Annotated in this window: 23 protein-coding genes and 1 pseudogene; 16 read left to right on the top strand and 8 right to left on the bottom strand. The window is 39.1% G+C overall.

Annotation, left to right across the window (positions count from 1 at the left end; genetic code table 11):
• Nucleotides 1–19: 19 nt before the first annotated feature.
• The 4 genes from aceE to ampD form a co-directional block, all read right to left on the bottom strand.
• Nucleotides 20–2695: a pyruvate dehydrogenase (acetyl-transferring), homodimeric type gene (gene aceE / locus ABJE44_RS10175; RefSeq protein ID WP_348111932.1), complete on the bottom strand. Its 2676-nt coding sequence runs from the start codon at nt 2693–2695 to the stop codon at nt 20–22.
• 101 nt (nt 2696–2796) lie between these two features.
• Nucleotides 2797–3552 (bottom strand): GntR family transcriptional regulator, encoded by a 756-nt coding sequence (locus tag ABJE44_RS10170; RefSeq protein ID WP_348111931.1) that lies wholly within the window; start codon nt 3550–3552, stop codon nt 2797–2799.
• 189 nt (nt 3553–3741) lie between these two features.
• Complete coding sequence (ampE, locus tag ABJE44_RS10165) at nt 3742–4572, bottom strand: beta-lactamase regulator AmpE (RefSeq protein WP_348111930.1); 831 nt, start codon at nt 4570–4572, stop codon at nt 3742–3744.
• Nucleotides 4573–4624: 52 nt separating this feature from the next.
• Complete coding sequence (ampD, locus tag ABJE44_RS10160; RefSeq protein WP_348111929.1) at nt 4625–5170, bottom strand: 1,6-anhydro-N-acetylmuramyl-L-alanine amidase AmpD; 546 nt, start codon at nt 5168–5170, stop codon at nt 4625–4627.
• Between the two features lie 118 nt (nt 5171–5288).
• Between ampD and ABJE44_RS10155 the strand changes: the two genes are divergently transcribed.
• The 13 genes from ABJE44_RS10155 to trxC all read left to right on the top strand — a co-directional run bounded on the left by ABJE44_RS10155 (nt 5289) and on the right by trxC (nt 15763).
• Nucleotides 5289–5792 carry a TIGR02281 family clan AA aspartic protease gene (locus tag ABJE44_RS10155; protein WP_348111927.1) on the top strand — a complete coding sequence of 168 codons (504 nt, stop codon included), beginning with the start codon at nt 5289–5291 and terminating at the stop codon, nt 5790–5792.
• A 33-nt stretch (nt 5793–5825) separates the two neighbouring features.
• Nucleotides 5826–6665 carry a carboxylating nicotinate-nucleotide diphosphorylase gene (gene nadC, locus ABJE44_RS10150; protein ID WP_348111926.1) on the top strand — a complete coding sequence of 280 codons (840 nt, stop codon included), beginning with the start codon at nt 5826–5828 and terminating at the stop codon, nt 6663–6665.
• A gap of 198 nt (nt 6666–6863) precedes the next feature.
• Nucleotides 6864–7307: a prepilin-type N-terminal cleavage/methylation domain-containing protein gene (locus ABJE44_RS10145; protein WP_348111925.1), complete on the top strand. Its 444-nt coding sequence runs from the start codon at nt 6864–6866 to the stop codon at nt 7305–7307.
• Between the two features lie 69 nt (nt 7308–7376).
• Entirely contained in the window at nt 7377–8591 is a 1215-nt protein-coding gene (locus ABJE44_RS10140) for a type II secretion system F family protein (RefSeq protein ID WP_348111924.1), read from the top strand.
• A 109-nt stretch (nt 8592–8700) separates the two neighbouring features.
• The gene (locus ABJE44_RS10135) at nt 8701–9615 is read left to right on the top strand and encodes an A24 family peptidase (RefSeq protein ID WP_348111923.1); all 915 of its coding nucleotides are present in this window, start codon (nt 8701–8703) and stop codon (nt 9613–9615) included.
• The gene (gene coaE / locus ABJE44_RS10130) at nt 9612–10223 is read left to right on the top strand and encodes a dephospho-CoA kinase (RefSeq protein ID WP_348111922.1); all 612 of its coding nucleotides are present in this window, start codon (nt 9612–9614) and stop codon (nt 10221–10223) included. Before ABJE44_RS10135 ends, coaE begins: the two co-directional genes overlap by 4 nt.
• 93 nt (nt 10224–10316) lie before the next feature.
• Nucleotides 10317–11069 carry a cell division protein ZapD gene (gene zapD / locus ABJE44_RS10125; protein WP_348111921.1) on the top strand — a complete coding sequence of 251 codons (753 nt, stop codon included), beginning with the start codon at nt 10317–10319 and terminating at the stop codon, nt 11067–11069.
• 27 nt (nt 11070–11096) lie between these two features.
• The gene (gene yacG, locus ABJE44_RS10120) at nt 11097–11333 is read left to right on the top strand and encodes a DNA gyrase inhibitor YacG (RefSeq protein ID WP_348111920.1); all 237 of its coding nucleotides are present in this window, start codon (nt 11097–11099) and stop codon (nt 11331–11333) included.
• 144 nt (nt 11334–11477) lie between these two features.
• On the top strand, nt 11478–12218 hold the full coding sequence (locus ABJE44_RS10115; protein WP_348111919.1) for a glutathione peroxidase: 741 nt from the start codon (nt 11478–11480) through the stop codon (nt 12216–12218).
• Nucleotides 12219–12503: 285 nt separating this feature from the next.
• Nucleotides 12504–13526, top strand: coding sequence for an alpha/beta fold hydrolase (locus ABJE44_RS10110; protein ID WP_348111918.1), 1023 nt, complete (start codon nt 12504–12506; stop codon nt 13524–13526).
• Nucleotides 13526–14065 (top strand): DUF1697 domain-containing protein, encoded by a 540-nt coding sequence (locus ABJE44_RS10105; RefSeq protein WP_348111917.1) that lies wholly within the window; start codon nt 13526–13528, stop codon nt 14063–14065. The genes ABJE44_RS10110 and ABJE44_RS10105 overlap by 1 nt, the downstream gene beginning before the upstream one ends.
• A gap of 141 nt (nt 14066–14206) precedes the next feature.
• On the top strand, nt 14207–15331 hold the full coding sequence (locus tag ABJE44_RS10100; RefSeq protein ID WP_348111916.1) for a glutathione S-transferase: 1125 nt from the start codon (nt 14207–14209) through the stop codon (nt 15329–15331).
• A complete protein-coding gene (gene trxC / locus ABJE44_RS10095; protein WP_348111915.1) occupies nt 15332–15763 on the top strand; it encodes a thioredoxin TrxC in 432 nt (143 codons plus the stop codon). It abuts the gene before it with no gap.
• A 93-nt stretch (nt 15764–15856) separates the two neighbouring features.
• Here the strand turns inward: trxC and ABJE44_RS10090 are convergent, their stop codons facing one another.
• From ABJE44_RS10090 to ABJE44_RS10080, 3 genes and pseudogenes are all read right to left on the bottom strand, one after another.
• Complete coding sequence (locus ABJE44_RS10090) at nt 15857–17368, bottom strand: hypothetical protein (protein ID WP_348111914.1); 1512 nt, start codon at nt 17366–17368, stop codon at nt 15857–15859.
• A 255-nt stretch (nt 17369–17623) separates the two neighbouring features.
• A complete protein-coding gene (locus ABJE44_RS10085; RefSeq protein WP_348111967.1) occupies nt 17624–17941 on the bottom strand; it encodes a RidA family protein in 318 nt (105 codons plus the stop codon).
• Between the two features lie 108 nt (nt 17942–18049).
• Nucleotides 18050–18544: pseudogene (locus ABJE44_RS10080) on the bottom strand (YceH family protein); the annotation flags it as partial.
• A gap of 224 nt (nt 18545–18768) precedes the next feature.
• Between ABJE44_RS10080 and ABJE44_RS10075 the strand changes: the two are divergent.
• Both ABJE44_RS10075 and serA read left to right on the top strand, forming a co-directional pair.
• Nucleotides 18769–19653: a WYL domain-containing protein gene (locus ABJE44_RS10075; protein WP_348111913.1), complete on the top strand. Its 885-nt coding sequence runs from the start codon at nt 18769–18771 to the stop codon at nt 19651–19653.
• A 215-nt stretch (nt 19654–19868) separates the two neighbouring features.
• Entirely contained in the window at nt 19869–21098 is a 1230-nt protein-coding gene (gene serA / locus ABJE44_RS10070; protein WP_348111912.1) for a phosphoglycerate dehydrogenase, read from the top strand.
• Between the two features lie 98 nt (nt 21099–21196).
• Here serA and ABJE44_RS10065 read toward each other — a convergent pair whose 3' ends face one another.
• Nucleotides 21197–21925, bottom strand: a complete 729-nt coding sequence (locus ABJE44_RS10065) for a 16S rRNA (uracil(1498)-N(3))-methyltransferase (RefSeq protein ID WP_348111911.1) — start codon at nt 21923–21925, stop codon at nt 21197–21199.
• 566 nt (nt 21926–22491) lie between these two features.
• Here ABJE44_RS10065 and ABJE44_RS10060 point away from each other — a divergent pair.
• The gene (locus tag ABJE44_RS10060; RefSeq protein WP_133468341.1) at nt 22492–23316 is read left to right on the top strand and encodes a mechanosensitive ion channel domain-containing protein; all 825 of its coding nucleotides are present in this window, start codon (nt 22492–22494) and stop codon (nt 23314–23316) included.
• The last annotated feature ends 49 nt before the right edge of the window (nt 23317–23365 follow it).

The following is a 23365-nucleotide window of genomic DNA, read 5'->3' as shown; positions in this document are numbered from 1 at the left end:
ATTCCTTATCTAGTCGCTATTAAGCGTAAAGTGGATTAAGTTTATCTGTGTTGATATCGAAACGTTTAATGGCTTCGGTTACAACACTCTTCTCTACTTCGCCACGTTTAGCCAACTCGTACAATGAAGCTACAACAACATAAGCTGCATTGACTTCAAAGTGAGTACGTAAGTTATCACGGCTGTCACTACGTCCGAAACCGTCAGTACCTAAACAGCGGTAGTCAGTTTCGATGAAAGCACGTACTTGATCTGAATAACCTTTGACATAATCAGTGGCTGCAATTGCAGGACCTGCATCTTTAGTAATAACCTGACCAATGTGAGCGGTAAGAGGTTCTGCTTCTGGGTTAAGCATATTCCAGCGCACAACGTCTTGGCCTTCACGGGCTAATTCATTGAAAGAGGTTACTGAGTAAACATCAGAAGACACATTGTAATCAGCACTTAAGATTTGAGCAGCTTTACGTACTTCATTTAAGATAGTACCTGAGCCCATTAGCTGAACGTTAGATTTAGCCTTTTTCGCTTCAACACGCTCTAACTTATAAATACCTTTGATGATATCTGCCGCAACATCTTCACCTTCAGGCATCGCAGGATGCTGATAGTTTTCGTTCATTAGGGTTAGGTAATAGAAAACATTTTCGTTTTCACCGTACATGCGGCGTAAACCGTCTTGAACGATAACGGCTACTTCGTAGCCATAAGTTGGGTCGTAAGTTACGCAGTTAGGAATTAAGTTAGCTTGAACATGTGAATGTCCATCTTGGTGTTGTAAGCCTTCACCATTTAGGGTTGTACGGCCAGCCGTTGCGCCTAATAAGAAACCACGTGCTTGGCTATCGCCAGCAGCCCATGCTAAATCACCCACACGTTGGAAACCAAACATTGAGTAGTAAATGTAGAATGGAATAGTCGTCGCATTACAGGTTGAGTAAGACGTACCAGAAGCAACCCATGACGCCATTGCGCCTAGTTCATTAATACCTTCTTGTAATACTTGGCCTTTTTTATCTTCACGATAATAAGCCACTTGGTCTGCATCTTGAGGAATATACTTTTGACCTTCGCTAGCGTAGATACCTACTTGACGGAACAAGCCTTCCATACCAAAGGTACGAGCTTCGTCAGGAATGATAGGAACAATGCGTTTACCAATTTTCTTATCTTTTAATAAGCTGTTTAGTACACGTACGAATGTCATAGTCGATGATACTTGACGGTCACCTGAGCCTTTAAGTATCGCATCAAAAATGGATAGCTCTGGCATCTCAAGTTGTTCTTCAGCTTGCATGCGACGTTGAGGTAAAGTGCCACCTAGTGCTTCACGGCGCTCTTTCATGTATTTATATTCAACGCTGTCTTCAGCAAACTTGAAGTAAGGTAAGTCAGGAATCGCTTCGTCAGCAACAGGAATGTTAAAGCGGTCACGGAATTGCTTAATCGAATCAACGTCCATTTTCTTAACGTTGTGAGCAATATTTAATGCTTCACCTGATGCACCTAAACCAAATCCTTTAACGGTTTTAGCAAGAATAACAGTAGGGCGACCTTTGGTATCCATGGCTTTTTGGTAAGCTGCAAATACTTTAACTGGATCATGTCCACCACGATTTAAACGGAAAATATCTTCATCAGACATATTGGCAACAAGCGCTGCAGTTTCTGGGTACTTGTTGAAGAAGTTTTCGCGAGTGTATTTACCGCCTTTAGCTTTACAGTTTTGGTATTCACCATCAACCGTTTCGCTCATAAGTTGTAAAAGTTTACCTGATTTATCACGGGCGATTAATGCATCCCAGTAACTCCCCCAGATAACTTTTACTACTTCCCAGCCTGCGCCACGGAATGTACCTTCAAGTTCTTGGATAATTTTACCGTTACCACGTACAGGACCATCTAAGCGCTGCAAGTTACAGTTAATCACAAACGTTAAGTTATCTAGGCCTTCGCGAGTCGCTAAACCAATGGCACCTAATGATTCTGGCTCATCACATTCACCGTCACCCATGTAGCAATATACACGTTGACCTGAACAGTCTTTGATACCACGGTCAGTCAAATACTTTAAGAAACGAGCAGTATAAATAGCCTGCAATGGACCAAGGCCCATAGATACAGTCGGGAATTGCCAGTAGTCTTTCATCAAGTGTGGGTGAGGATAAGACGACAAGCCTTCGCCATCACATTCTTGACGGAAGTTATTTAATTGCTCCTCGGTTAAGGCGCCTTCAACGAAAGAGCGTGCATAAATACCTGGAGAAATATGACCTTGTGAGAAGATAAAGTCGCCGCTATCTTTGTCGTTTGGCGCTTTAAAGAAGTGGTTAAAGCCCACATCGTACAACATTGCAGATGAAGCAAAACTACCTATATGTCCGCCTAGCTCTAAGTCTTTCTTAGAAGCGCGTAATACAATCATTAAGGCGTTCCAACGAATTGCAGCACGTATACGGGCTTCAATCGTTTGGTCACCAGGCATTTTTGGCTCTTGTGATGGTGGAATAGTATTTACGTAAGCTGTTTTCGCATCAAATGGTAAGTGAGTACCACTGCGGCGAGCTTGATCTATTAACTTCTCTAAAAGGAAGTGAGCGCGCTCTGGACCTTCATTTTCCAAAACGGCTTCCAATGATTCAAGCCATTCTTGCGTTTCAGCTGAATCTAAATCGATGTTAGGGAGCTCAGACATAGTATTTACTTAGTCTCCAATGTTGTAGGGTAAAAATAAATAAATGACTAAAAATATTAAAATTAGCCAAGGTGTATTTTACTAGTGCACAAGTTAATTACCTATGCGTATCGTTGCATACCACTTCTTGAACGCCTTATGGCACTCTGTTCTTGTGTCTGTAACAATAGTTCTTTTTCAACAAATGTTAAGTGGGTGTGACTTTCGTTCCACGCCTTTTGTGGCTTACCACTCAATATCGCTGCTAATAATTTTTTATGATAATTACGCATTCTTTCGAACATATCAGGACTTCTCGCAAGCATAGTGATATGTCGTTCTAAGTTATCAGTGATGAGGCTTGCCATACTTCTAACTAAGTGCAAAAAGATGCTGTTTTGTGATGCCACGCAAATTGCAATAAAAAAATCAAATACGGCCTCAGCCTCTAGGCGAGGGTCGTTTTCAATTTGTGCGAGCCCGATGGCTTCAAACTTGTTCTGTATTTTTTTTAAGTCACTTGGGGTGCCACGCATTGCAGCGTAGTATGCAGCCATACCTTCAACACCTAATCTGAATTCTAATAAATCAAATTGTGTACTTGGCGTCTTCGACATTAGGTCGAATAATGGATCAGCTAAACCCTTCAATTGGTTGTCACATACAAAAGTGCCGCCCCCTTGTTTACGAATAACCAGGCCTTTAGCTTCTAATTTTTGTATGGCTTCTCGTACTGATGGTCGAGACACTTCAAATTGTTCTGTTAATGTTCTTTCTGGTGGAAGTTTTTGACCCGCTGCTAATCTACCATCGAGCATCATGGATTCTAATTGTTCCATAATGTCATCTGATATTTTTCTTGATTGCACTCGACGCATTTATTTATTCCATCTAACCCAAGGTGTAAACCTTTGGTAAATTGGTAAGACCATTTGGTGTAATAGCTTATTAAACATTTGCGCTGGGGTAAATGTTAATTTTAATTTAACTAATAGCAAGATGCAGGAAAACCCCTTCATGCTATGTAAATTAAGGGGTAAGGGGTATTTGGTTTGTGGTCAGACCTGTTAGTTAATCCAACCGGAAATTGACAAAATTGCAATAACTACCAACAAAAACATCACATTTCGTTTAGCTAAGCGCACTAAAGTACAGGGCTCTTCGGTGCAATCCTCTTCGTCAGGTTCAATTTCTTCTGCCTTTTTAGATACATCTAGCAGTAAGGTTTTTGCAGATACAGTGGGGTCGGGTAGGTAACTGAGCCAAGTTGGTAAAGCACGTGAAAAATGCCCCACCACTAAAAAACCTAATGTGGTAATCCGTACTGGAATCCAATCCATAATGGTCAATAAACGTTTGGTTTGAGCGGCGGCAATCTGGTGTTCATCATCGGCTTCTAGTTTATTGGATAATTCGCGAATCAAGACATATAAAACTGCCCCTGCCGCCCCTAATGCCGCAAACCATAAAATAACGGCTGCGTAATGACGGTAATTCTGCCAGATCAAATTTTGGCCGATTGAAAGGTCATCAGTGGCATTACTTTTTATTTGTTGTTCGTACATGCTGCATGCTTGCATATCGCCTTTGCTTGCCGCTTGCAAAAAGCATTTATAGGTTGCACGAATTACAGGGCAACCCATACATACCATCAGAATGGCTGTACTTAATATTAGTTCTATTAACCCGCCGGAGAATTTTTGTACTATTAAATAGATACATAAAACAGGGAGCACCACCACTAAAGCTAATACCCAAGATTTTGATGAGGAATTTAACCAATCTTTTGATTTGATGACTTCTAGATATTTACTGGTATATAACTCGGCTTGCCAATATTTAGATAGAGTGGTTACTCTTTCAATTAATAAAACCAGTAATAAACTGATCAGTGTCATGTAAATAGCCTTTTCGAAATTATGGGAAGTGACACAAAAATTATATCACTCTCTATTTGCATATTAATAGCTGTCTGTATCTGGTCCAATCAAATGATATACCAGGGTCGGTTTTTCGTCCTGGGGCAATGTCGTTATGGCCAACAATGCGCCCTAGAGTTATTGCAGGGTAGGTTTGTTGTAATGCAAGACTGAGGTGTTGTAGGCTTTTATATTGCTCATCTGTATAAGGAAGATGATCGGCACCCTCAAGTTCAACACCAATACTATAGTCATTACACCTATTTTGACCTTGAAAGCTAGATATACCTGCGTGCCATGCTCTTTTACTAAAAGGAACAAATTGCACTATATGCCCATCTCTTTGTATTAGGCAGTGTGCAGATACGCGCATTTGGTAAATACTGGTAAAATAGGGGTGCAATTCAGGGTTAAGCTGACCAGTAAAAAAGTACTTTATATAGTCTCCTCCAAATTCATTTGGAGGTAATGAAATATTATGAATAACCAACAAGGAAATATCTGTATTTTCTGGCCTATCGTCACAGTGTGTACTTGGGTAATATTCAGCTTGTGTTAAAATTGCTTGCTTAATCAATGTATTGGCTATTTTGATTGTTCTGTTTTCATTATCATAACAAAGTGAAAGGCAGCTATCGCGTTATTTTATTTGCTATAAATGTAGCTATGCAGCCAATCAAAATTTAGAGGTCGTTATGCAACAAAGTAAAATGGGCAAAGGCATGTTGATTGTTGCTTGGGTAATAGGCCTAGGTTTGCTTACTTTAATGTTTGATGAGCAATTAGCCGAGCAATTTAATCCAAATGCTGATCCTATCTCCTCGACTCTTAGTAACGGTGTTGAGGTTAGACTAAAACAAAATAGAGCAGGGCACTATGTAACTGGGGGAGCTATTAATGGGCAGCCTGTGGTATTTTTATTGGATACCGGTGCTACGCAGGTTTCTGTGCCTATGCATCTAGCGCAGCAACTTGGGCTGCAACTGGGTAGAGCGGCTAGGGTACAAACTGCTAACGGTAGTGTTCAGGTAGCGCAAACCAGTATTAATCGTTTGTCTATTGGCGATATCCAGTTATTTGATGTGGCTGCCCACTTAAACCCAGCAGTTAAATCTGATGAAATTTTGCTTGGGATGAGCGCCCTTAAACAATTAGAATTCACACAAAAAGGTGAATGGCTTATTTTGAAGCATCTATAAGCCGTTTACATTTCCCACTTATATAGAGACGTTATGCAAAATATTGATATTCCATTAGCCGTTAAATTGGCGTTGTCAGAAGACCTAAATGGCCAAGGTGCAGACTTGGGCGATATCACAGCCAATTTAATTCCTGCTGAGCAACATATTACTGCAGAGATTATAACCCGTGAAGCATGTGTTTTAGCGGGGGCTGCTTGGGTAACAGAAACCTTTGCACAATTAAATGAAGGTATAAAGCTACAGTGGTGTGTAAATGACGGTGAGCAACTGTCTGCTAATCAAACTATTGTAAAGATAACAGGTAATGCAAGGCATATATTAACGGGCGAACGTACAGCTCTTAACTTTTTACAGACCCTGTCAGGTACGGCAACTACTGTGGCTGATTGTGTGGCAGAGCTGACTGGTACTAATACAAAGCTATTAGATACTCGCAAAACATTACCGGGGATGCGCCTTGCCCAAAAGTACGCAGTGCGCTGTGGCGGCGGCACTAATCATCGAATTGGGTTGTATGATGCATACCTAATAAAAGAAAATCACATTTTCGCCTGTGGATCGATAGAGAACGCAGTAAAACAAGCCCGTCAAGCTAATTCTCAGTTAAATGTAGAAGTAGAAGTAGAAAATATTGAAGAGTTAAATCAGGCTATTTTAGCTAAGGCTGATATTATAATGTTGGATAATTTTGACAACCAAATGATTCAACAAGCTGTCGCAATTAATGCTGGAAAGTGTAAGTTAGAGGTGTCTGGAAATATCACTAAATCTAGGCTGAAAGCCCTTTCACAGTTAGGGGTAGACTATATTTCGTCTGGTGCCCTAACTAAAGATGTTAAGGCAATTGACCTTTCATTACGTGTAATTTGATAAGTTAGATAAGGTGCAAGTTAAAAGTAAATAGCTAGAGTTATTTAGTAACCGTTTTAAAGCCAACACTTAAGTATGTTTTTGGATACTTGCTAGAAAGGGATCCCGATCTATACTGAACAGGAATTCAAAAACAACGCTGTAAAACTGAAACGCTAAACAACTTAATTTATTTTACTTTTATATTGGAGATACACCATGAACATGACTCAAACTAACACTATGAAAAAACAAAACGGCTTCACACTTATCGAATTGATGATTGTTGTTGCTATTATCGGTATTTTGGCTGCAATCGCATTGCCGGCTTATCAGTCTTATACAGAAAAAGCTCGTTTTACTGAAGTAACGAATGCGACTGCGCCTGCAAAGACAGCTGTAGAGATTTGCGTACAAATGGGAAATGCACTTGGCGATTGTAATTCAAGTACAACGACTGTTCCAACTGACATCCCTGAAGCTGTTACAGCGGCAGCTGGAATTCCTGGTTTAAGTGTTGCTTCTGGAGTTATAACTGCTACTAAGCCTTCAGACTCAAATATTAATGGTACAGGTGCTGCTTCTTATGTCTTGACGCCAACAGTTGCGACAAATGGTGGAATTACTTGGGCAGAAACCTGTACTCCATCAACACTTTGTTAAGTTATTCATTTTGAAATGAGCCCGGAATATCCGGGCTTTTTTGATTCTACAACCTAGAGTGTGAGTGTTATGGCATCTATTACCCCAACTACTTTTACCTATCAAGGCAATAATAAAAATGGCCAAGCTGTAAAAGGTGAAATTTCGGCTTTGAATGTTCTTGAAGCTAAAAACCAGCTTCGGCGACAAGGTATTGCTGCTAAACGAGTTAAAAAATTAGCTAAACCGTTATTTGGTAAAGGTGGCGAAAAAATAACTCCGGCAGATATCGCTATGTTATCTCGGCAAATTGCTACTATGTTAACCGCCGGGGTGAGCCTAATACAAACCTTAGAGATGATAGCTACAGGGCATGCCAATATGAGCATGCGTAAACTCTTGGTTGAAATTACAGCTGAAGTCAGTGCTGGTAATCCACTATCTGACACTTTACGTAAGCATCCTAAATATTTTGATGATTTATATTGCGACCTAGTTGAAACCGGTGAACAATCTGGTGCCCTAGAAACCATTTATGACCGAATCGCTTTATATAAAGAAAAAGCTGAGGCACTTAAGTCAAAAATTAAGAAAGCTATGTTTTACCCTATTGCGGTGGTGGTAGTTGCAGTCATTGTTACTGTGATTTTACTTATTTTTGTGGTGCCACAGTTTGAAGAGATATTTTCTAGTTTTGGTGCTGAGTTGCCCGCTTTTACCCAGTTTGTTTTAGGTATATCCAGGTTTCTGCAAGACTATGGTGTATTTGTTGGGGCTGGGGTTTTTGCTGCAGGGTTTTTGTTTAAAAAAGCCCATAGTAAATCCAGGAACTTGCGAGATTCCGTTGACAAAAAAGTCTTAAAGATCCCTGTGATAGGTGAAATACTTAAAAAAGCCTCTGTGGCTCGTTTTACCCGAACCTTGTCGACGACTTTTGCAGCTGGGGTACCTTTGATTGGTGCTTTAGATTCAGCCGCTGGTGCGGCCGGTAATGCAGTATTTAGAGATGCCATTTTGTTTGTAAAAAAAGAAGTGGCAGGCGGGATTCAAATGAATGCAGCTATGCGCTCTACTGGTACCTTTCCTGAAATGGTGGTGCAGATGATAGCCATAGGTGAAGAGTCGGGCTCAGTGGATGAAATGTTAGGTAAGGTCGCAAATATTTATGAGGCTGAAGTAGATGATATGGTTGACGGCCTTACCAGTTTACTAGAGCCCATGATTATGGCCGTATTAGGTGTAGTCATAGGTGGTTTGATTGTTGCCATGTATTTACCAATTTTCGAAATGGGTAACGTTGTTTAGATACCTCTGAGTATCATGACTGCCTATTTTATATGATTTCTCTGTTCTGATAGCTTGCTTATTTAATTTCTGGCAAGCTATCCTCTAACTCTACTTATTAAGTTTTTCTATGCACTCATCATTGCAACTTATGGCGGATTACCCTGCTGTTTTTATCTCTGTAGTTTTCGTTATTAGTTTATTAGTCGGAAGTTTTTTGAATGTGGTGATTTATCGCTTACCAGTCATGATGGAAAGGGGCTGGAAAGCTGAAGTTGACGAGTATCTTTTGTCTCAAAATAACACTCATCAAGTTAATGCCTCTCAGGCACCCGATGCTAACACCAGTACCCCAGAAACCTTTAACTTAGTAAAACCTGATTCAACCTGTCCTAAATGCCAACATAAAATCAGAGCGTGGGAGAATATTCCCGTTATTAGTTGGTTAGCCCTTGGAGGTAAATGTAGTCAATGTAAATCACCTATACCTATCCGTTACCCCTTAGTTGAATTAGCAACAGGTTTGTTATCTGCCCTTGTGGCTTGGCACTTTGGTTTTGGTTTAGCTGCGGTTGCTGCTGTTATTGCCACTTGGTTATTGGTTGCCATGACATTTATTGACTTAGATACCATGTTGTTGCCCGACCAACTGACCTTGTCTTTACTTTGGTTAGGGTTATTGCTGAGTATTAATGGGCCTTTTGTTTCGCCACAAGACGCCTTAATAGGGGCGGCCGTGGGGTACTTAAGTTTATGGTCAATCTATTGGGTATTTAAGTTACTAACCGGTAAAGAAGGCATGGGGTATGGTGATTTTAAGTTGCTTGCCGCTTTAGGTGCATGGGTAGGTTGGCAACATTTACCTGTTGTTATTTTATTGTCTTCTTTTGTTGGCGCTGTTGTGGGAGTTACCTTGCTTACTGTTCAAGGAAAGGACAAAAGCCAACCTATTCCCTTTGGGCCTTACTTAGCTGCCGCTGGTTGGTTAACACTTATGTATGGAGATTGGTTGGTAGCGCAATATTGGAATTGGCTATTGCCATGAGCTGCTATGTTGTTGGGGTAAGTGGCGGAATTGGTAGTGGGAAAACTACAGTTACTGATTGTTTTAAAACATTTAATATTGACGTGATTGATGCTGATATTGTCGCTAGGCAAGTAGTTGAGCCTGGAACGCCGGGGTTACAAGCTATTATTGGTAAATTTGGTGAGAGAATTTTAGACATTAACGGTGCACTTGATAGAAGCCAGTTGCGGCAGTTAGTGTTTAGTGAACCAGAAAATAAAGAGTGGCTGAATCAATTACTACACCCTGCAATTAGAACTGAGATGATGAAGCAGGTACAACAAGCCAAATCTAACTATTGTTTGTTGAGTGTGCCCCTACTGGTAGAAAATAAATTGTATGAGATGGTCGACCGAGTATTAATTGTAGATGTGAGTGAAACCAACCAATTGAAACGTACCTTACTTAGAGACAAAACTAATGCCCAACAAATTCAAGCGATTATGGACTCTCAAGCCAGTAGAGAACAGCGCTTAGCGGTTGCAGATGATGTGATTGACAATAATGATAGCCCTGAAAAGCTGTTGATTCAGGTAGAATTACTCCATCAGACCTATCTGCAGTTAGCCAAAAATAAAATTAGGTGATGATTTTAGCCTATTGATTTGACTAAAAATTCTTTACAATGGTAAGCATTACTCAAAGTCGTGATTTACCACGTAATAAATTATAAGGTCAAAATGTCTCAAGCTATTTACGAATTTCCACTCAATGAAAAGGTACGTACTTACCTTAGACTTGAGCAGTTATTTAAGCAGCTTGAACAAGGAAAAGCTGCAGTTGAAGATTGGGAATACATCAACTTTTTAGATTGTCTTTTTACTCTTCTTGATTTAACAGAGCGTATTGATTTACGTAATGATGTGCTTAAAGATATTGAGCTTCATGAAAAAAACTTAGTGATCTGGTCTAAACACCCCAATATTGATGAAGAAGCATTGCAGTTTGCTCTTAAAAAAATATTACGTCTCAGAGAGTCTTTAAGAACCAACAAAAAAGTCGGAGCAGAATTAAAAGAAGACCGACTCTTGTCTTCTATTAGGCAAAGGTTTTCTATTCCTGGTGGCACCTGTAGTTTTGATTTACCTAATTTACATTATTGGTTGCAACAACCGTTAGCATTTAAAAAGCAACAAGTTCAAGCATGGTTAGACGAGTTAATGCCTATTCAGCAATCGATGGAAGTGACTTTGTCTTTTTTGAGAGAAAGAGGACGGTTTACAGATGTGAATGCTGAAAAAGGCTTCTATCAAGGGATTGCCGAAGACAAAAATGAATTAATACGAGTATTAGCTGCTACTGATCAAGGCTATTACCCTATGCTATCCGGTAATAAATACCGTTATGCCATTCGCTTTACTTTGTTTGTAGCTAATATGAATGGTAGTTCTGCTGTAGATTCTACAGTTAGTTTTAAATTAGCGTGTTGTTAACGTTACCCATTAAGAGCAATATTAAAAATGACGACTGAAGTTAATTGTCCAAATTGTAAAGTGAAGGTTAAGTGGACAACACTTAGTAAATTTCGTCCTTTTTGTAGTAAACAATGTCAATTAATTGATTTAGGTGAATGGGCTGATGAAGGAAAGTCGATCCCTTGTGGCGGTGGTAAAGATGCTGAAATGACAGAGCTTCCTGATATTGAAGATATCGAAGCTATGTTAAGCCAACAAGACAGTGGCTTTTTCAAAGACTAAATAGGTAATGAGTAGTCTTTAATCTATTAAATTGATGATAACTATCTATTTTAATCATTTTTAATATGCACGTCATCTCGCTATTATAATTTCACTTTGAGGCAGTCGCCCCGATTCAAACTAAACATGTAAGGATAATATATTATGTCTAACCCAAATTTTGAAAATAAAGAAGGCCAAGCAATTCCTAGTTGTACTTTTCCAGCTCGTGTTAACGATGAGTGGGTAAACTTAACGACTGATGAATTGTTTAAAGGTAAAACTGTTGTAGTTTTCTCTTTGCCTGGAGCATTCACGCCAACATGCTCTTCTACGCATTTACCTCGTTACAATGAATTAGCGAATGTATTTAAAGCTAATGGCGTAGATGAAATTGTATGTATGTCTGTAAATGACACATTTGTAATGAACGCATGGGCTGAAGAGCAAGAATCAGATAACGTTACGCTAATCCCTGACGGTAACGGTCAGTTCACTGACGGCATGGGGTTACTAGTAGACAAAGCTGATCTTGGTTTTGGGAAGCGTAGCTGGCGCTATTCAATGCTGGTTAAAGATGGCGTAGTAGATAAAATGTTCATCGAACCAGATTTGCCTGGCGACCCATTTGAAGTATCAGACGCTGACACTATGCTTGAGTATATTGCACCAGAAGCAGTTAAGCCTGAACCAGTGGCTGTGTTAACTAAGCCTGGTTGCCCATTTTGTGCAAAAGCTAAAAACTTACTAGACGAAAAAGGTTTGGCTTACGAAGAATTTGTTATGGGACGTGAGATTTCTTTCACTGGCCTTAAAGCGCTATCTGGTAATGAGTCTTGGCCTCAAGTCTTTATCGGTGGCAAGTTGATTGGTGGCTCTGATGATTTAGAAGCTTACTTTTCGTAGTCTTAGTTAACGTAAAAAATGGCGCTTAAATAGCGCCATTTTTGTATCTGGAATTTATGGTAGTTAAGGGCTAAGTAACTACTCATTTTGGCTGGAAAATTAATATTACACCTTCACAACTAGTCAAAGGTCGAGAGTTCATTCCATTAACCGTTTTTGTATCCTCATGTCTGCGACCATTCATTAAGCACTTAGGAAAAAGCTAATTATATTCATAGGTTATGGTTGAATCTATGTAGTGACAAGGATTAGTATGAGCTCAATTTAAAATAAGAAACCCTTGCTATGAAACCCTATATTTTCGTACTTTTTTTGACAGCTACTTTCACTAACTTTGTGTTTGCTCAAGGTATTGAGCCGGTTTTTGATAAATTTGATGATATTTATCAAACCGAACTTGGGTCAACCCAAGGCTGTTTAATTCCTGAGATAAACGTGTTTAGAGTGTGCTCAAGTGCGTTAAGAAATGACAAAAATGCTCCTTATATTTTGCATCACGGCGCTAAAACTGAAAAAGTTATGGTGTTGTTCCATGGATTAAGTGACTCGCCTTTTTATTTCCGCTCCATCGCTCAATCTATCCATAAACAAGGCTTCAACGTGGTAGTCGCCTTGTTACCAGGTCATGGAAAAAAGGAGCCTGATGCTGATATGGAAGATTCTGCACTTGCAGATAGGTGGCGCTCACATATTGCTGAGGTGACCAATGTTTCTGAACAACTGGGTGAAAAAGTTTATATGGGAGGTTTCTCTACAGGGGGAGCGTTAGCTTCGGAATATATTTTACAAAATCCAGAAAAAATAAGTGGCTTAGTGCTATTTTCAGGAGCGTTAGCTTTAGACTCTAACGTTGAGTCTATGGCTAAAATTTGGGGTATACAGTTACTTGCAAAATTTTTAGATGGTGATTATCAATCCGAAAATGCCAATCCTTATAAATATCCCCATGTAGCTCGTTTCGCTGCGTTTGAGTTGGTTGAAGTTATTTTTTCGATAAGAGAATTAATAGAGCAGGGCGCAAAAGTCGACTTACCTATTTTTGCGGCTCACTCTGTTGCCGATAGAACAACGCCAATTGTTGGTGTTAAAAGTTTGATAGAGCAGAACCAAGCTAATAGTGTTTTGTATGAATTACCTAAAGAGCTAGATGTTTGTCATGCCGATGTGGTTATTAATTCACAACAGGTATCTGAAATTGGTGTTGATGGATCACTACTTGAAGAGGTTATGCCTTGTGATGTACCCAAAGCGAACCCTAAACATACTGAAATGCTGGATAGTTTGACGGCCTTTTTGGCAACGAATTAATGAGTCATTTTATCGTTTTGTTAAGAGGCATAAATGTGGGTGGCAACAATCTTTTGCCGATGAAGCAGTTATCTGAACTTTTAGTGTTGATGGGGTGTAGTGGTGTTAACACCTATATTCAAAGTGGCAATGTGTCTTTGTTTCACCCGAGCCAGTCTGCTGATAACGTGGCGTCAGATATTGCTACCAATATTATGTCAAAATTTGGCTTTACCATTAGGGTGATGGCTTTTAGGTTTGAAACCTTTCATCAGCTGGCTAATGCCATTCCTTTTAAATATGCTGAGCGTGAGCCAAAAACTCTGCATCTATACTTTTTAGAAGAAACTGCCCCTTCTCCAGATTTACAAAGTTTACAAGCTGTAAAAGCTGAAAGTGAGTCTTTCGCGTTACTTGGAACTGTGCTGTATTTACATGCCCCTGATGGAATTGGTCGCTCTAAGCTGACTGCTAAAATTGAACGCTGCCTTGGGGTGGCTACCACCGCTCGAAATTGGAATACAGTAAGCAAACTATTAAGTTTTGTAGAGAACCAATAACCTTCTGTTTTTAGAAGCACCTTTAGTCAGTAAGGTGATTTATTGTTATGTATTCGTAAAATAAATGGCGTTTGTTTGAAAGGTATTTAGGCTAAAGGCGGTTTAAGCAATCGTCTTTTTAGTAAAAGTTGAGCAAATATAATGTCTAATGAATACACCCTCTATGGTGCGCCTATGTCTTTATATACAGGCAAAGCCAGAGCATATCTAAATTATAAGCAGATACCTTATCAAGAGGTTTTTTCATCTTTAAAGGTCTATAAAAATGTCATTGTACCCAATACTGGGGTGCGTTTCGTTCCTGTATTAAAAACTCCCTCAGACGAATACTTGCAGGACACCGCATATATTATCGATACACTTGAAAAGGCGCATCCGAGCCGTTCTGTTATCCCTGCTACGGCCAGGCAAAAGCTTGTATCCTATTTGTTTGAAACTTGGGGAGATGAATGGTTAGTGATCCCAGCTATGCATTATCGATGGAATAAAGATAATTTCCCGTTTATTTATGAAGAGTTTGGAAAGGTGGTTCTACCTAATATGCCAGGCTTTATTCGCGCTTTTGTTGGTAAAAAAATAGGAGCAAAGTTTAAAGGTTTTGTACCTATGTTAGGAATTACGGATAAAACTATTCCTGCTATCGAAGATTGGTATGAAAATCATGTGCTGAAGCTGCTAAATGAACATTTTGCTGAGCATGAATATTTACTTGGGAGCAAGCCTTGTATTGGTGACTTTGCATTAATGGGACCTCTTTATGCGCATTTATTCCGCGACCCAGCTCCTGGTAAAATCATGAAAGCAATTGCGCCTAATGTTGCCAAATGGGTGCTGAGAATGAACCAAAAAGATGTTCCAGAAGGAGCGTACTTAAGCAATGATGAGATACCTACAAGTTTAACCCCCCTATTAGAAAGAATGTTTAAAGAGCAATGGCCCGTGTTACAAAGCACGATTGAACACCTTGAAAAGTGGGATCAGGCTAACCCTAAAAGTACGAGCATACCTAGGACCATTGGTGAGCATAGCTTTACTATAGGTAATGCCACCGATAAACGTGCGATTGCTTCCTTTCATCAGTGGAAAGTACAGCGGGTGTTGAAATGCTATTATCAATTTAATGGATCTGAAAAACCTTCAGTAGATGATTTTTTGAAAAATATGGGCGGTTTAGAGTGTATGCAATTACATATTAAAAATTGGATAATAAGGAAAAACAATCAACTCACTTTTTCTAACACAGATATTTCATCAATAGGATTATAAATGTATTTAGTATGCTCTCATTGTTTTGCTATTAATCGTATACCAGAAGATAAAGATCACACGTTAGCTAAGTGTGGAAAGTGCAAAAATTTAGCTGTACCCACTACGAGTGTTGAATTAACAGATCTTAATTTTTATCGTTACATCGAAAAGAATGACTTACCGGTTATTGTTGATTTTTGGGCAAGCTGGTGTGGACCCTGTAAAACTATGGCTCCCGTTTTTGAACGTGTGGCTAAACAGTCGGACTCAATTTTATTTGCTAAGGTTAACACTGAATTAGCTCAACAGGTTTCTGCTGCTGCCACCATTAGAAGTATTCCAACTTTAATATTTTTTCATCATGGGAAAGAGATTGATAGGCTCTCTGGTGGCTTGAGTGAACAGCAGTTAAAAGCATGGGTTATGCAATGTTTGAAGAAGCTACCCTAAAGAATAATAGCAATAACAACTCCCTAGAATGAAAGTGGGTGTTTGTTATTGCTTCAATTATTGTTCTGTTACTAAATGAAACACTAGATGTTTTTATTCGACCCCATGCTGCACAAAGGTCACATTAGATTCGAGTATTGCTTGATGTAGAGCTTCGCTTTCTAAGGGAGTGGTTACAAAGCCATTAGCATCATTGAAATTAGCAACCGTACTTGTTTCGGCTAATGTCGTGACATCCAAGTACTTGTCCATAAAGTATTGCAAGTTTTCATCTGTAGAGTTGCCCTGCATTAACCCTATTTCTATTCGAGAAGTCGCACTAGGCTGAATGTCTAACACACTGCTTTCTAACAAAGGTTGTTGTAACGATGGTGAGCCATAAATGGTTTGGTACACAGTGTTATTGCTTGCCCCTGATAGCAATCTTATATGGGTACGTTGAAAATTAAAGTCATCAGGATCAAAGCTAGCTCCTCTATCAATGCAATAGTCGGCAGAACCGGTATCTATGGAGCAGTTCTCTATTAGCTGCATGTTTTCAATAGAATTTAGTTCAGGAATATCCAGTTCTATATTGGTGGTGTTATTTGTGATGGTCTGAAAACTGTCAAATTGCCATTGAGTGGTATTTTCTGAACCTGAGAAAAAACCTGCCCAACTACTTATGTCATTATCATTAATAGCTAAGGTCACTTGGTCAGTATCGTTGTAAATATATTGCCATAGATAGGTGTTTTCATTGAAGATAATGGTAATGGCACTGCTTGAGTTTAGTGTTATATTGTCTGATGTTTGCCAATAAAATGGTGTTAAATCAGTATTCTGTAAATTAGAAGAAATTATTTCAGCTGCTAATTCGGTATCGTAAATGTAACTGGAGTCAACGAAAGTATAATATCCCAAATCTGTATATTGATTGTTCTCACTCTCATAGAAAGCCGTCACTAAGGTGTCTTTCTCTGCAGGGATAGGTGATAACACGGGAATATTTGATGAAATAGATTTTCCGCTCACTAACTCTTCAGAGTAGCTCGTTTGGTAAAAATTAATGTTGGCTTGTTCAAGTACACTTAAGGCAGCTGAGTCAGAGATTTCGGAATTTGCACGGTAATCTTCTCCGGTGTAACAGTCACTGCCGGTTTGTGGAAGGCGAACATTCACAACTAAATCTGATAACAGCGACTTTTCAACACTAAACATATAAACATTAGGGTTATCGCTTAAGCCGCTTTCTATTTCTTCTAATGTGATGTAGCCGTTATCTGGGAGTAATGAACTGTCTATACTGACTATTCCAGTGGATGCAACGTCCTCTGCGGCTATCGTATAGTCTTCTAATAATGAGCCATTAGAATCATGGAACAAAATGTTGTAGTTGGTATTAGCTACAGAAGCGGTAATAACTTTATCGGTGTCATTTTCTGAGGTGCCAAAAATAATGCAGCCTTCTTCTATATTTTCAGCTGATGTGGTTTCTAAATGAATTACTTGCCAATTATAAGTTTGGCCAGTAAAACCTCCTGATGAGCTGCTGCCACTTCCTCCTCCTCCACATCCACTTAAAAATGCCAAAACTAAAGGGGTGGTTATTGCTACTTTTTTCACACAAACTCCAAAGTACGACACTGTTTGATATTCGGAAGCACCTGTAGGGCAAGACGTAGACAAGTTCACTACTCACCATTGTTATTACACTGGCGTATCTCTTGCTGCAAAAAGTCCCGAAATATCAACAGCCTCGTGGTAACGTCAATATTTTGATATGTGAAAAACGTAAAGCAATTTCTTTGCCTAGTATTCATATTAATGGCATACATTTTTATTCTTTAAATATATGTCTATAAAATAAGCTTAATGTGGCTATTTTTGTGCTGCTATGACTGATATTTCTACCAATAGTTCAGGTCTTGCCATCGAGGCTTGTACACAGGCTCTAGCGGGGGCGTATCCTTCTGGAACCCAGTTATCCCAAACTTGATTCATGGCGGCGAAGTCCTGCATATCTTTAATGTAGAGTGTGGCACTTAGCATATGCTCTTTATCACTTCCTGCGTCTTCTAGTAATTGCTCTACTTTATCAAGCATGGTTTGGGTTTGCTGTTCGATATCTTGGGTTGCATCTGCACAAACTTGTCCACATAAGTAAACGGTACCTTGATGAATAACGATACGACTCATTCGTTGCTTAGTTTCTTTGCGAACTATAGTGTCATTATTTTTCTCTGAACTTGGTAATGGGTTTGGTGCTTGTATTAGAGTATTAACTGAAGTTTCTACTGGCCCACAGAATAAATGCGCATAACGAGATTCTCGTTTACCCGGCTCTCGTTCTAGTTTGGTAACCAGTTGTAAATCATTTAATGCTTGTAAGGTATTAAGGGAGGTTTCAACCTCATCTACATTAGCGAATTCTGCTAATCGATTGGTGCGAGTTCTTAATTCACCAGGAGTTTGTGGACCGCGTAATAGCATCACGCATATAATGGCGAGCTGCTGACGATTAAACTTAAGACCACTAAATTCGGTATTGCAAAATCTATGTTTGTACTTAGTCACTCTGCTGCCAGAGCTAGTGTGTTCAAAAATTAACTTCTTATCACGAAGTTCATCTAAGGTGTTTTGCACCTCAGACTCAGTTAATTGCATCACGGGGTCACGGTTACTTTTTTGGTTACAGCCTAACGTTAGGCCGTTCAAAGACAAAGGGTATTGATCCGGTGTGGTGATTTCTTTTTCGAGTAACACACCAATAATCCGCGCTTGAAGAGGCGTTAATTGCATAAGCATTGTGTAATTCCTTTGGTACGACTAATTGCCTGTATTATACGGGGTAAGTAGATTTAGATTACATACGCAGACTTAAATAAATTAATAGAAGTTTGAATTATAAATAGTGAAAAACATCTAACAAATCTAGATGTAATCAAAATGATTGCATTTGTTGGTGTGGTGATTTAATCTCTAGATATCGACTCATAATGAGTCTTAGTTTAAAGGGATGAGAAATGACCGAGAGTACTGCAACGAAACAAACTTTAGCTGAGCTGCCCCATGCACAGCGTGACCGTTTAGCTTTTATCGATTTTAGTTTACAGTTTTTTGGGCATGTTGCGCGTACCGATCTTATACAACGTTTTAAAACTGGGTTAGCAGCGAGTACACGAGACTTCAGTACCTATAAAGAATTAGCCCCAGATAATCTTGTGCTGCAACATCAGACTAAAAGTTATCATCGTACTGAAACGTTCCAAGCTATTTTTAATCATGATCCCGAAGTCATACTGTCATCCTTAAGTCGTGGTTTTGGTAATGGTATATCTACAGGAGTCCAGCCCACAGAACAGTGCTTTGATGCCGTGCGTTTGATCCACCCCAGTACTCAGATCATCAGTGGTTTAATGCGCGCTATACATAATAAGAAGGCAATAAAGTGTGGTTATGTATCGGTAAGTTCTGGAGAAACAATACGAGCAATTGTTCCTCATTCATTAATTAACAATGGGCATAGATGGCATGTTCGTGCCTATGATAGAAAAAATAATAAATTTAGAGATTTTGTTTGTACACGTTTTACCTTTGTTGACTTGATGGAGGGCTCGCTGCATGTTCATGAAGCTAGCCCTTATGATGAACAATGGAACCAACTAGTAGAGCTCATACTTATTCCACACCCCAACTTGAAACAATCTAGAGCAATTGAAATGGATTATGGTATGAGTGACGGGGTCTTAAAGGTTCAGCAACGTGCTGCGGTTGCGGCTTATGTCTTGCGTCAATGGCAGGTGGATTGTTCCCAAGGTTATGCGCTGTACGGTAGTGGCTGCCAATTGGCGCTGCAGAATTTGGATGCCCTCAAGTTACTTGAAAATGTATCCTTAGTCCCCAGCTAGTTTATAAATCTATATTCATAAACAGGGTAGTGACAAGCTAATTAGCATTCCTTTTTTAACGTTCTTGAAGCTAGTACCAACTGAAGAATATCTAATAAATAAATTGGTCTAACTAATCCCATCTTTTACCTTTCTATATGCTTAGGTTTCTGTTATTTTCTCATCCAAATAGACGTCCAGATGTCTTTAATTGCAATTCTTAAGTGGGAACCCTTATGAGTAAAGTGTCATTACCTAAAGAAAAAATTAAAATCCTGTTATTGGAAGGTTTACATCAGAGCGCGGTTGATACTCTGCATGCTAACGGCTACGAAAACATTGAGTACCTAAAAACGTCGCTTCCAGAAGATGAATTAATTGAAAAAATTAAAGATGTTCATTTTATTGGTATTCGCTCTCGCACTCAGTTAACCGAAGCGGTTATTAATGCCGCTAACAAGTTAGTGGCAGTAGGCTGTTTTTGTATTGGTACCAACCAAGTAGATTTAAATGCTACACAAAAGCGTGGTATTCCTGTTTTTAATGCTCCATTTTCAAATACTCGTTCTGTGGCTGAGTTGGCTTTAGGACAAATGATCCTTTTATTGCGAGATATCCCAGCAAAGAATGCTAAAGCCCATCGCGGCGTATGGGATAAGAGCGCCGTTGGTTCTTATGAAGCCAGAGGTAAAACTCTAGGTATTATTGGTTATGGTCACATTGGCACCCAGTTAAGCATTTTGGCTGAACATTTAGGCATGCGAGTTCAATTTTTTGATATTGAAAGTAAATTGGTTTTAGGTAATTCGACTCAAGTTAAAACCTTAGAAGATTTATTAAATACCTCAGATGTGGTGAGCCTGCATGTACCGGAAACTGTGCAAACTCAAAACATGTTTAGTGCCAAAGAGTTTGCCATGATGAAAGACGGCGCTATTTTGATGAATGCTGCTAGAGGCACAATCATAGATATTGGTGCTTTGGTAGATGCGCTTGAAAATGGTAAATTAGCGGGGGCGGCAATTGATGTGTTCCCAGTGGAGCCTAAGTCTAACAATGAAGTATTTGAATCGCCATTGACCAAGTTTGAAAATGTTATTTTGACCCCCCATGTTGGCGGAAGTACACAAGAAGCTCAACAAAATATAGGTATTGAAGTGGCGGGTAAGCTTGCGAAATATAGTGATAATGGTTCTACTTTATCAGCTGTTAATTTTCCGGAAGTTTCTTTACCTGAGCATACAAACCGGTCGCGCTTATTACATATTCATAAGAATGCACCGGGTGTTTTGACACAAATCAACCAAGCGTTTGCTGAAAAAGGCTTAAATATTGCCGCACAATATTTACAAACCAATGAAAACATTGGTTATGTAGTTATTGATGTTGAAGCGGATGATGCTGGTGAGGCGTTTGAGCAGTTATTAAAAATTGATGGCACGATCAAAACCAGAATGCTCCATTAATTTTGATTATTAATGATGACAGTTCAAAGGACTGTCATCATTTTAAGTATTTTCTAATGCACCTTGAGTATATATTCTTCTCAAATTTTTATAACTTTTTATAAATCCCCATGAATTGCCTGCAGTGCTGCAATTGATGCTACAGCAGCTGTTTCTGTGCGTAATACTCTGGGACCCAATTGGACAGTTTGAAATCCATTCTGTTCCGTTTGATATATTTCTTGATCAGTAAAACCTCCCTCTGGACCTATTAGCAGCCTAACCCCAGCGGGCGGCATAGATATGTGTCTGAAAGCCTGCTCAGCTCTAGGGTGCAATGTCAGTCTTAATTGGTTGGTTGACATAGTAACCCAATCAGAAAATAGAGTAGGGGGGTTAAGTTTTGGAAGTACATTTCTGCCACTTTGTTCACATGCACCAATGACTACTTTGAGCCATTGCTCATGTTTTTTGACCCAGCGTTCTTGATTGAGCTTAACGCCGCAGCGTTCAGTTATAAGGGGAGTCATTTCTTTTATGCCCAGCTCAACAGCTTTTTGAATAACCCATTCCATTCTGTCACCACGAGATATTCCTTGGGCTAAATGAATATCTAAAGGGGATTCAATACTGAGCGATAATTTTGAATCTATATTGACGACTACTTTGCGTTTGTTGACTTGGGCAAGATGAGCACTGTATTCGTTTCCATCACCGTTAAATAATACTACGGCTTGGCCTTCTCTGGCTCTAAGTACATTACTGACATGATTGGTTGCATCGTCCGTGAGTATAATTTGACTTTCTACTGACAGCTGGTGAGGATGATAAATTCTGATGATACGCATGGGGAACACTCAATTTTTTATAAATGTTATCAAGTAGTGGCAGCGTAAAGCAAAAAAGAGTAGTAAATATATGAAGCTAGACAGGTTTTTTAACCTGCCTAGTCGTTCGCTTTAGTTTATTTCAATCGCATATTGCCTAGTGAACGATTGTTTTGGTCCTTCTTTTGAGGTTATCACTGGTGTGTTTTTTCGGGCATATTTAGTGTGTTTACCCTTATCCCTAGAGAGTGAAAAAACTAGAAGTGACATCAAACATGTAGCTAATATATAAATTAATAACATTCTCAATTCCTTTAAAAATATTAAGTGTGCATAATAAAAATGCGGCAGCAGTATAACATTATTTTTTTTGAGTGTTCAAAAATCATTCAACTTTTAAAGGCAATCTTGAGAAATTTAATGGGTTTAAATTTCACTGAGTCATCTAATTATGTTTATAAAATTAGTATATTAGTATAATAAAGCACTATTTTTCTGGCTTTTACATTGCTGAATATTTATCCTTGCGGCAGTTTTTGAGCTTGGCTTTAAACAAGCTCTGATTATTATAAAGAATGGAGAAACACATGTTTGATTTTGATGCAGAAAAGATTTCCCAGATGGTTGATACCTATATCATTCCATGGGGTATTAATATTGTTTTTGCGCTTCTTATCTATGTCATAGGTAAAATGGTAGTGGGCGTTTTAATTGGCGTTTTCGGTAAGGTTATGGCCCGCTCTAAATATGATGACATGCTTATCGATTTTATTAAGGCCATCCTAAGAGCAATATTAATGTTGTTTGTAATTGTAGCCTCATTAGATCAATTAGGTGTAGATACAACCTCATTAGTGGCTATCTTAGGTGCAGCGGGTTTAGCTATTGGTCTTTCTCTACAAGGTTCACTACAGAACTTTGCTGCAGGGGTAATGTTGCTAGTTTTCAGACCTTTCAAAGCAGGTGATTTTATTGAAGCGGGTGGTGCTGTTGGTGTCGTTAAAAGTATCAGTATCTTCACTACCGTTATGACTACTGGTGATAACAAAGAAATTATCGTTCCAAATGGTTCAATCTATGGCGGTAACATCACTAACTACTCTGCGAAAGAAACCCGTCGAGTAGATATGGTTGTTGGGATCGGCTACGACAGTGATTTAAAGAAAGCTAAAGCTATTCTTAATGAAATGGTTGCTGCTGACGATCGTATATTAAAAGATCCTGCACCAACAGTTGCTGTGGCAGAATTAGCTGATAGTAGCGTTAACTTTGTGGTTCGTCCTTGGGTTGCGTCTGGTGACTTCTGGCCTGTTAAGTTTGACTTTACTGAAGCAGTTAAATTACGTTTTGATGAGGAAGGTATTTCTATCCCGTTCCCTCAAATGGATGTACATGTACACAAAGATGACTAATTATTAGTGTAATTAAAAAAGCCGCTGTTTTGAGCGGCTTTTTTGTATC

Origin of the sequence: Paraglaciecola sp., assembly GCF_039942875.1 — a bacterium.
Taxonomy (GTDB): domain Bacteria; phylum Pseudomonadota; class Gammaproteobacteria; order Enterobacterales; family Alteromonadaceae; genus Paraglaciecola.
This window is presented reverse-complemented; position numbering and strand designations above follow the sequence as displayed.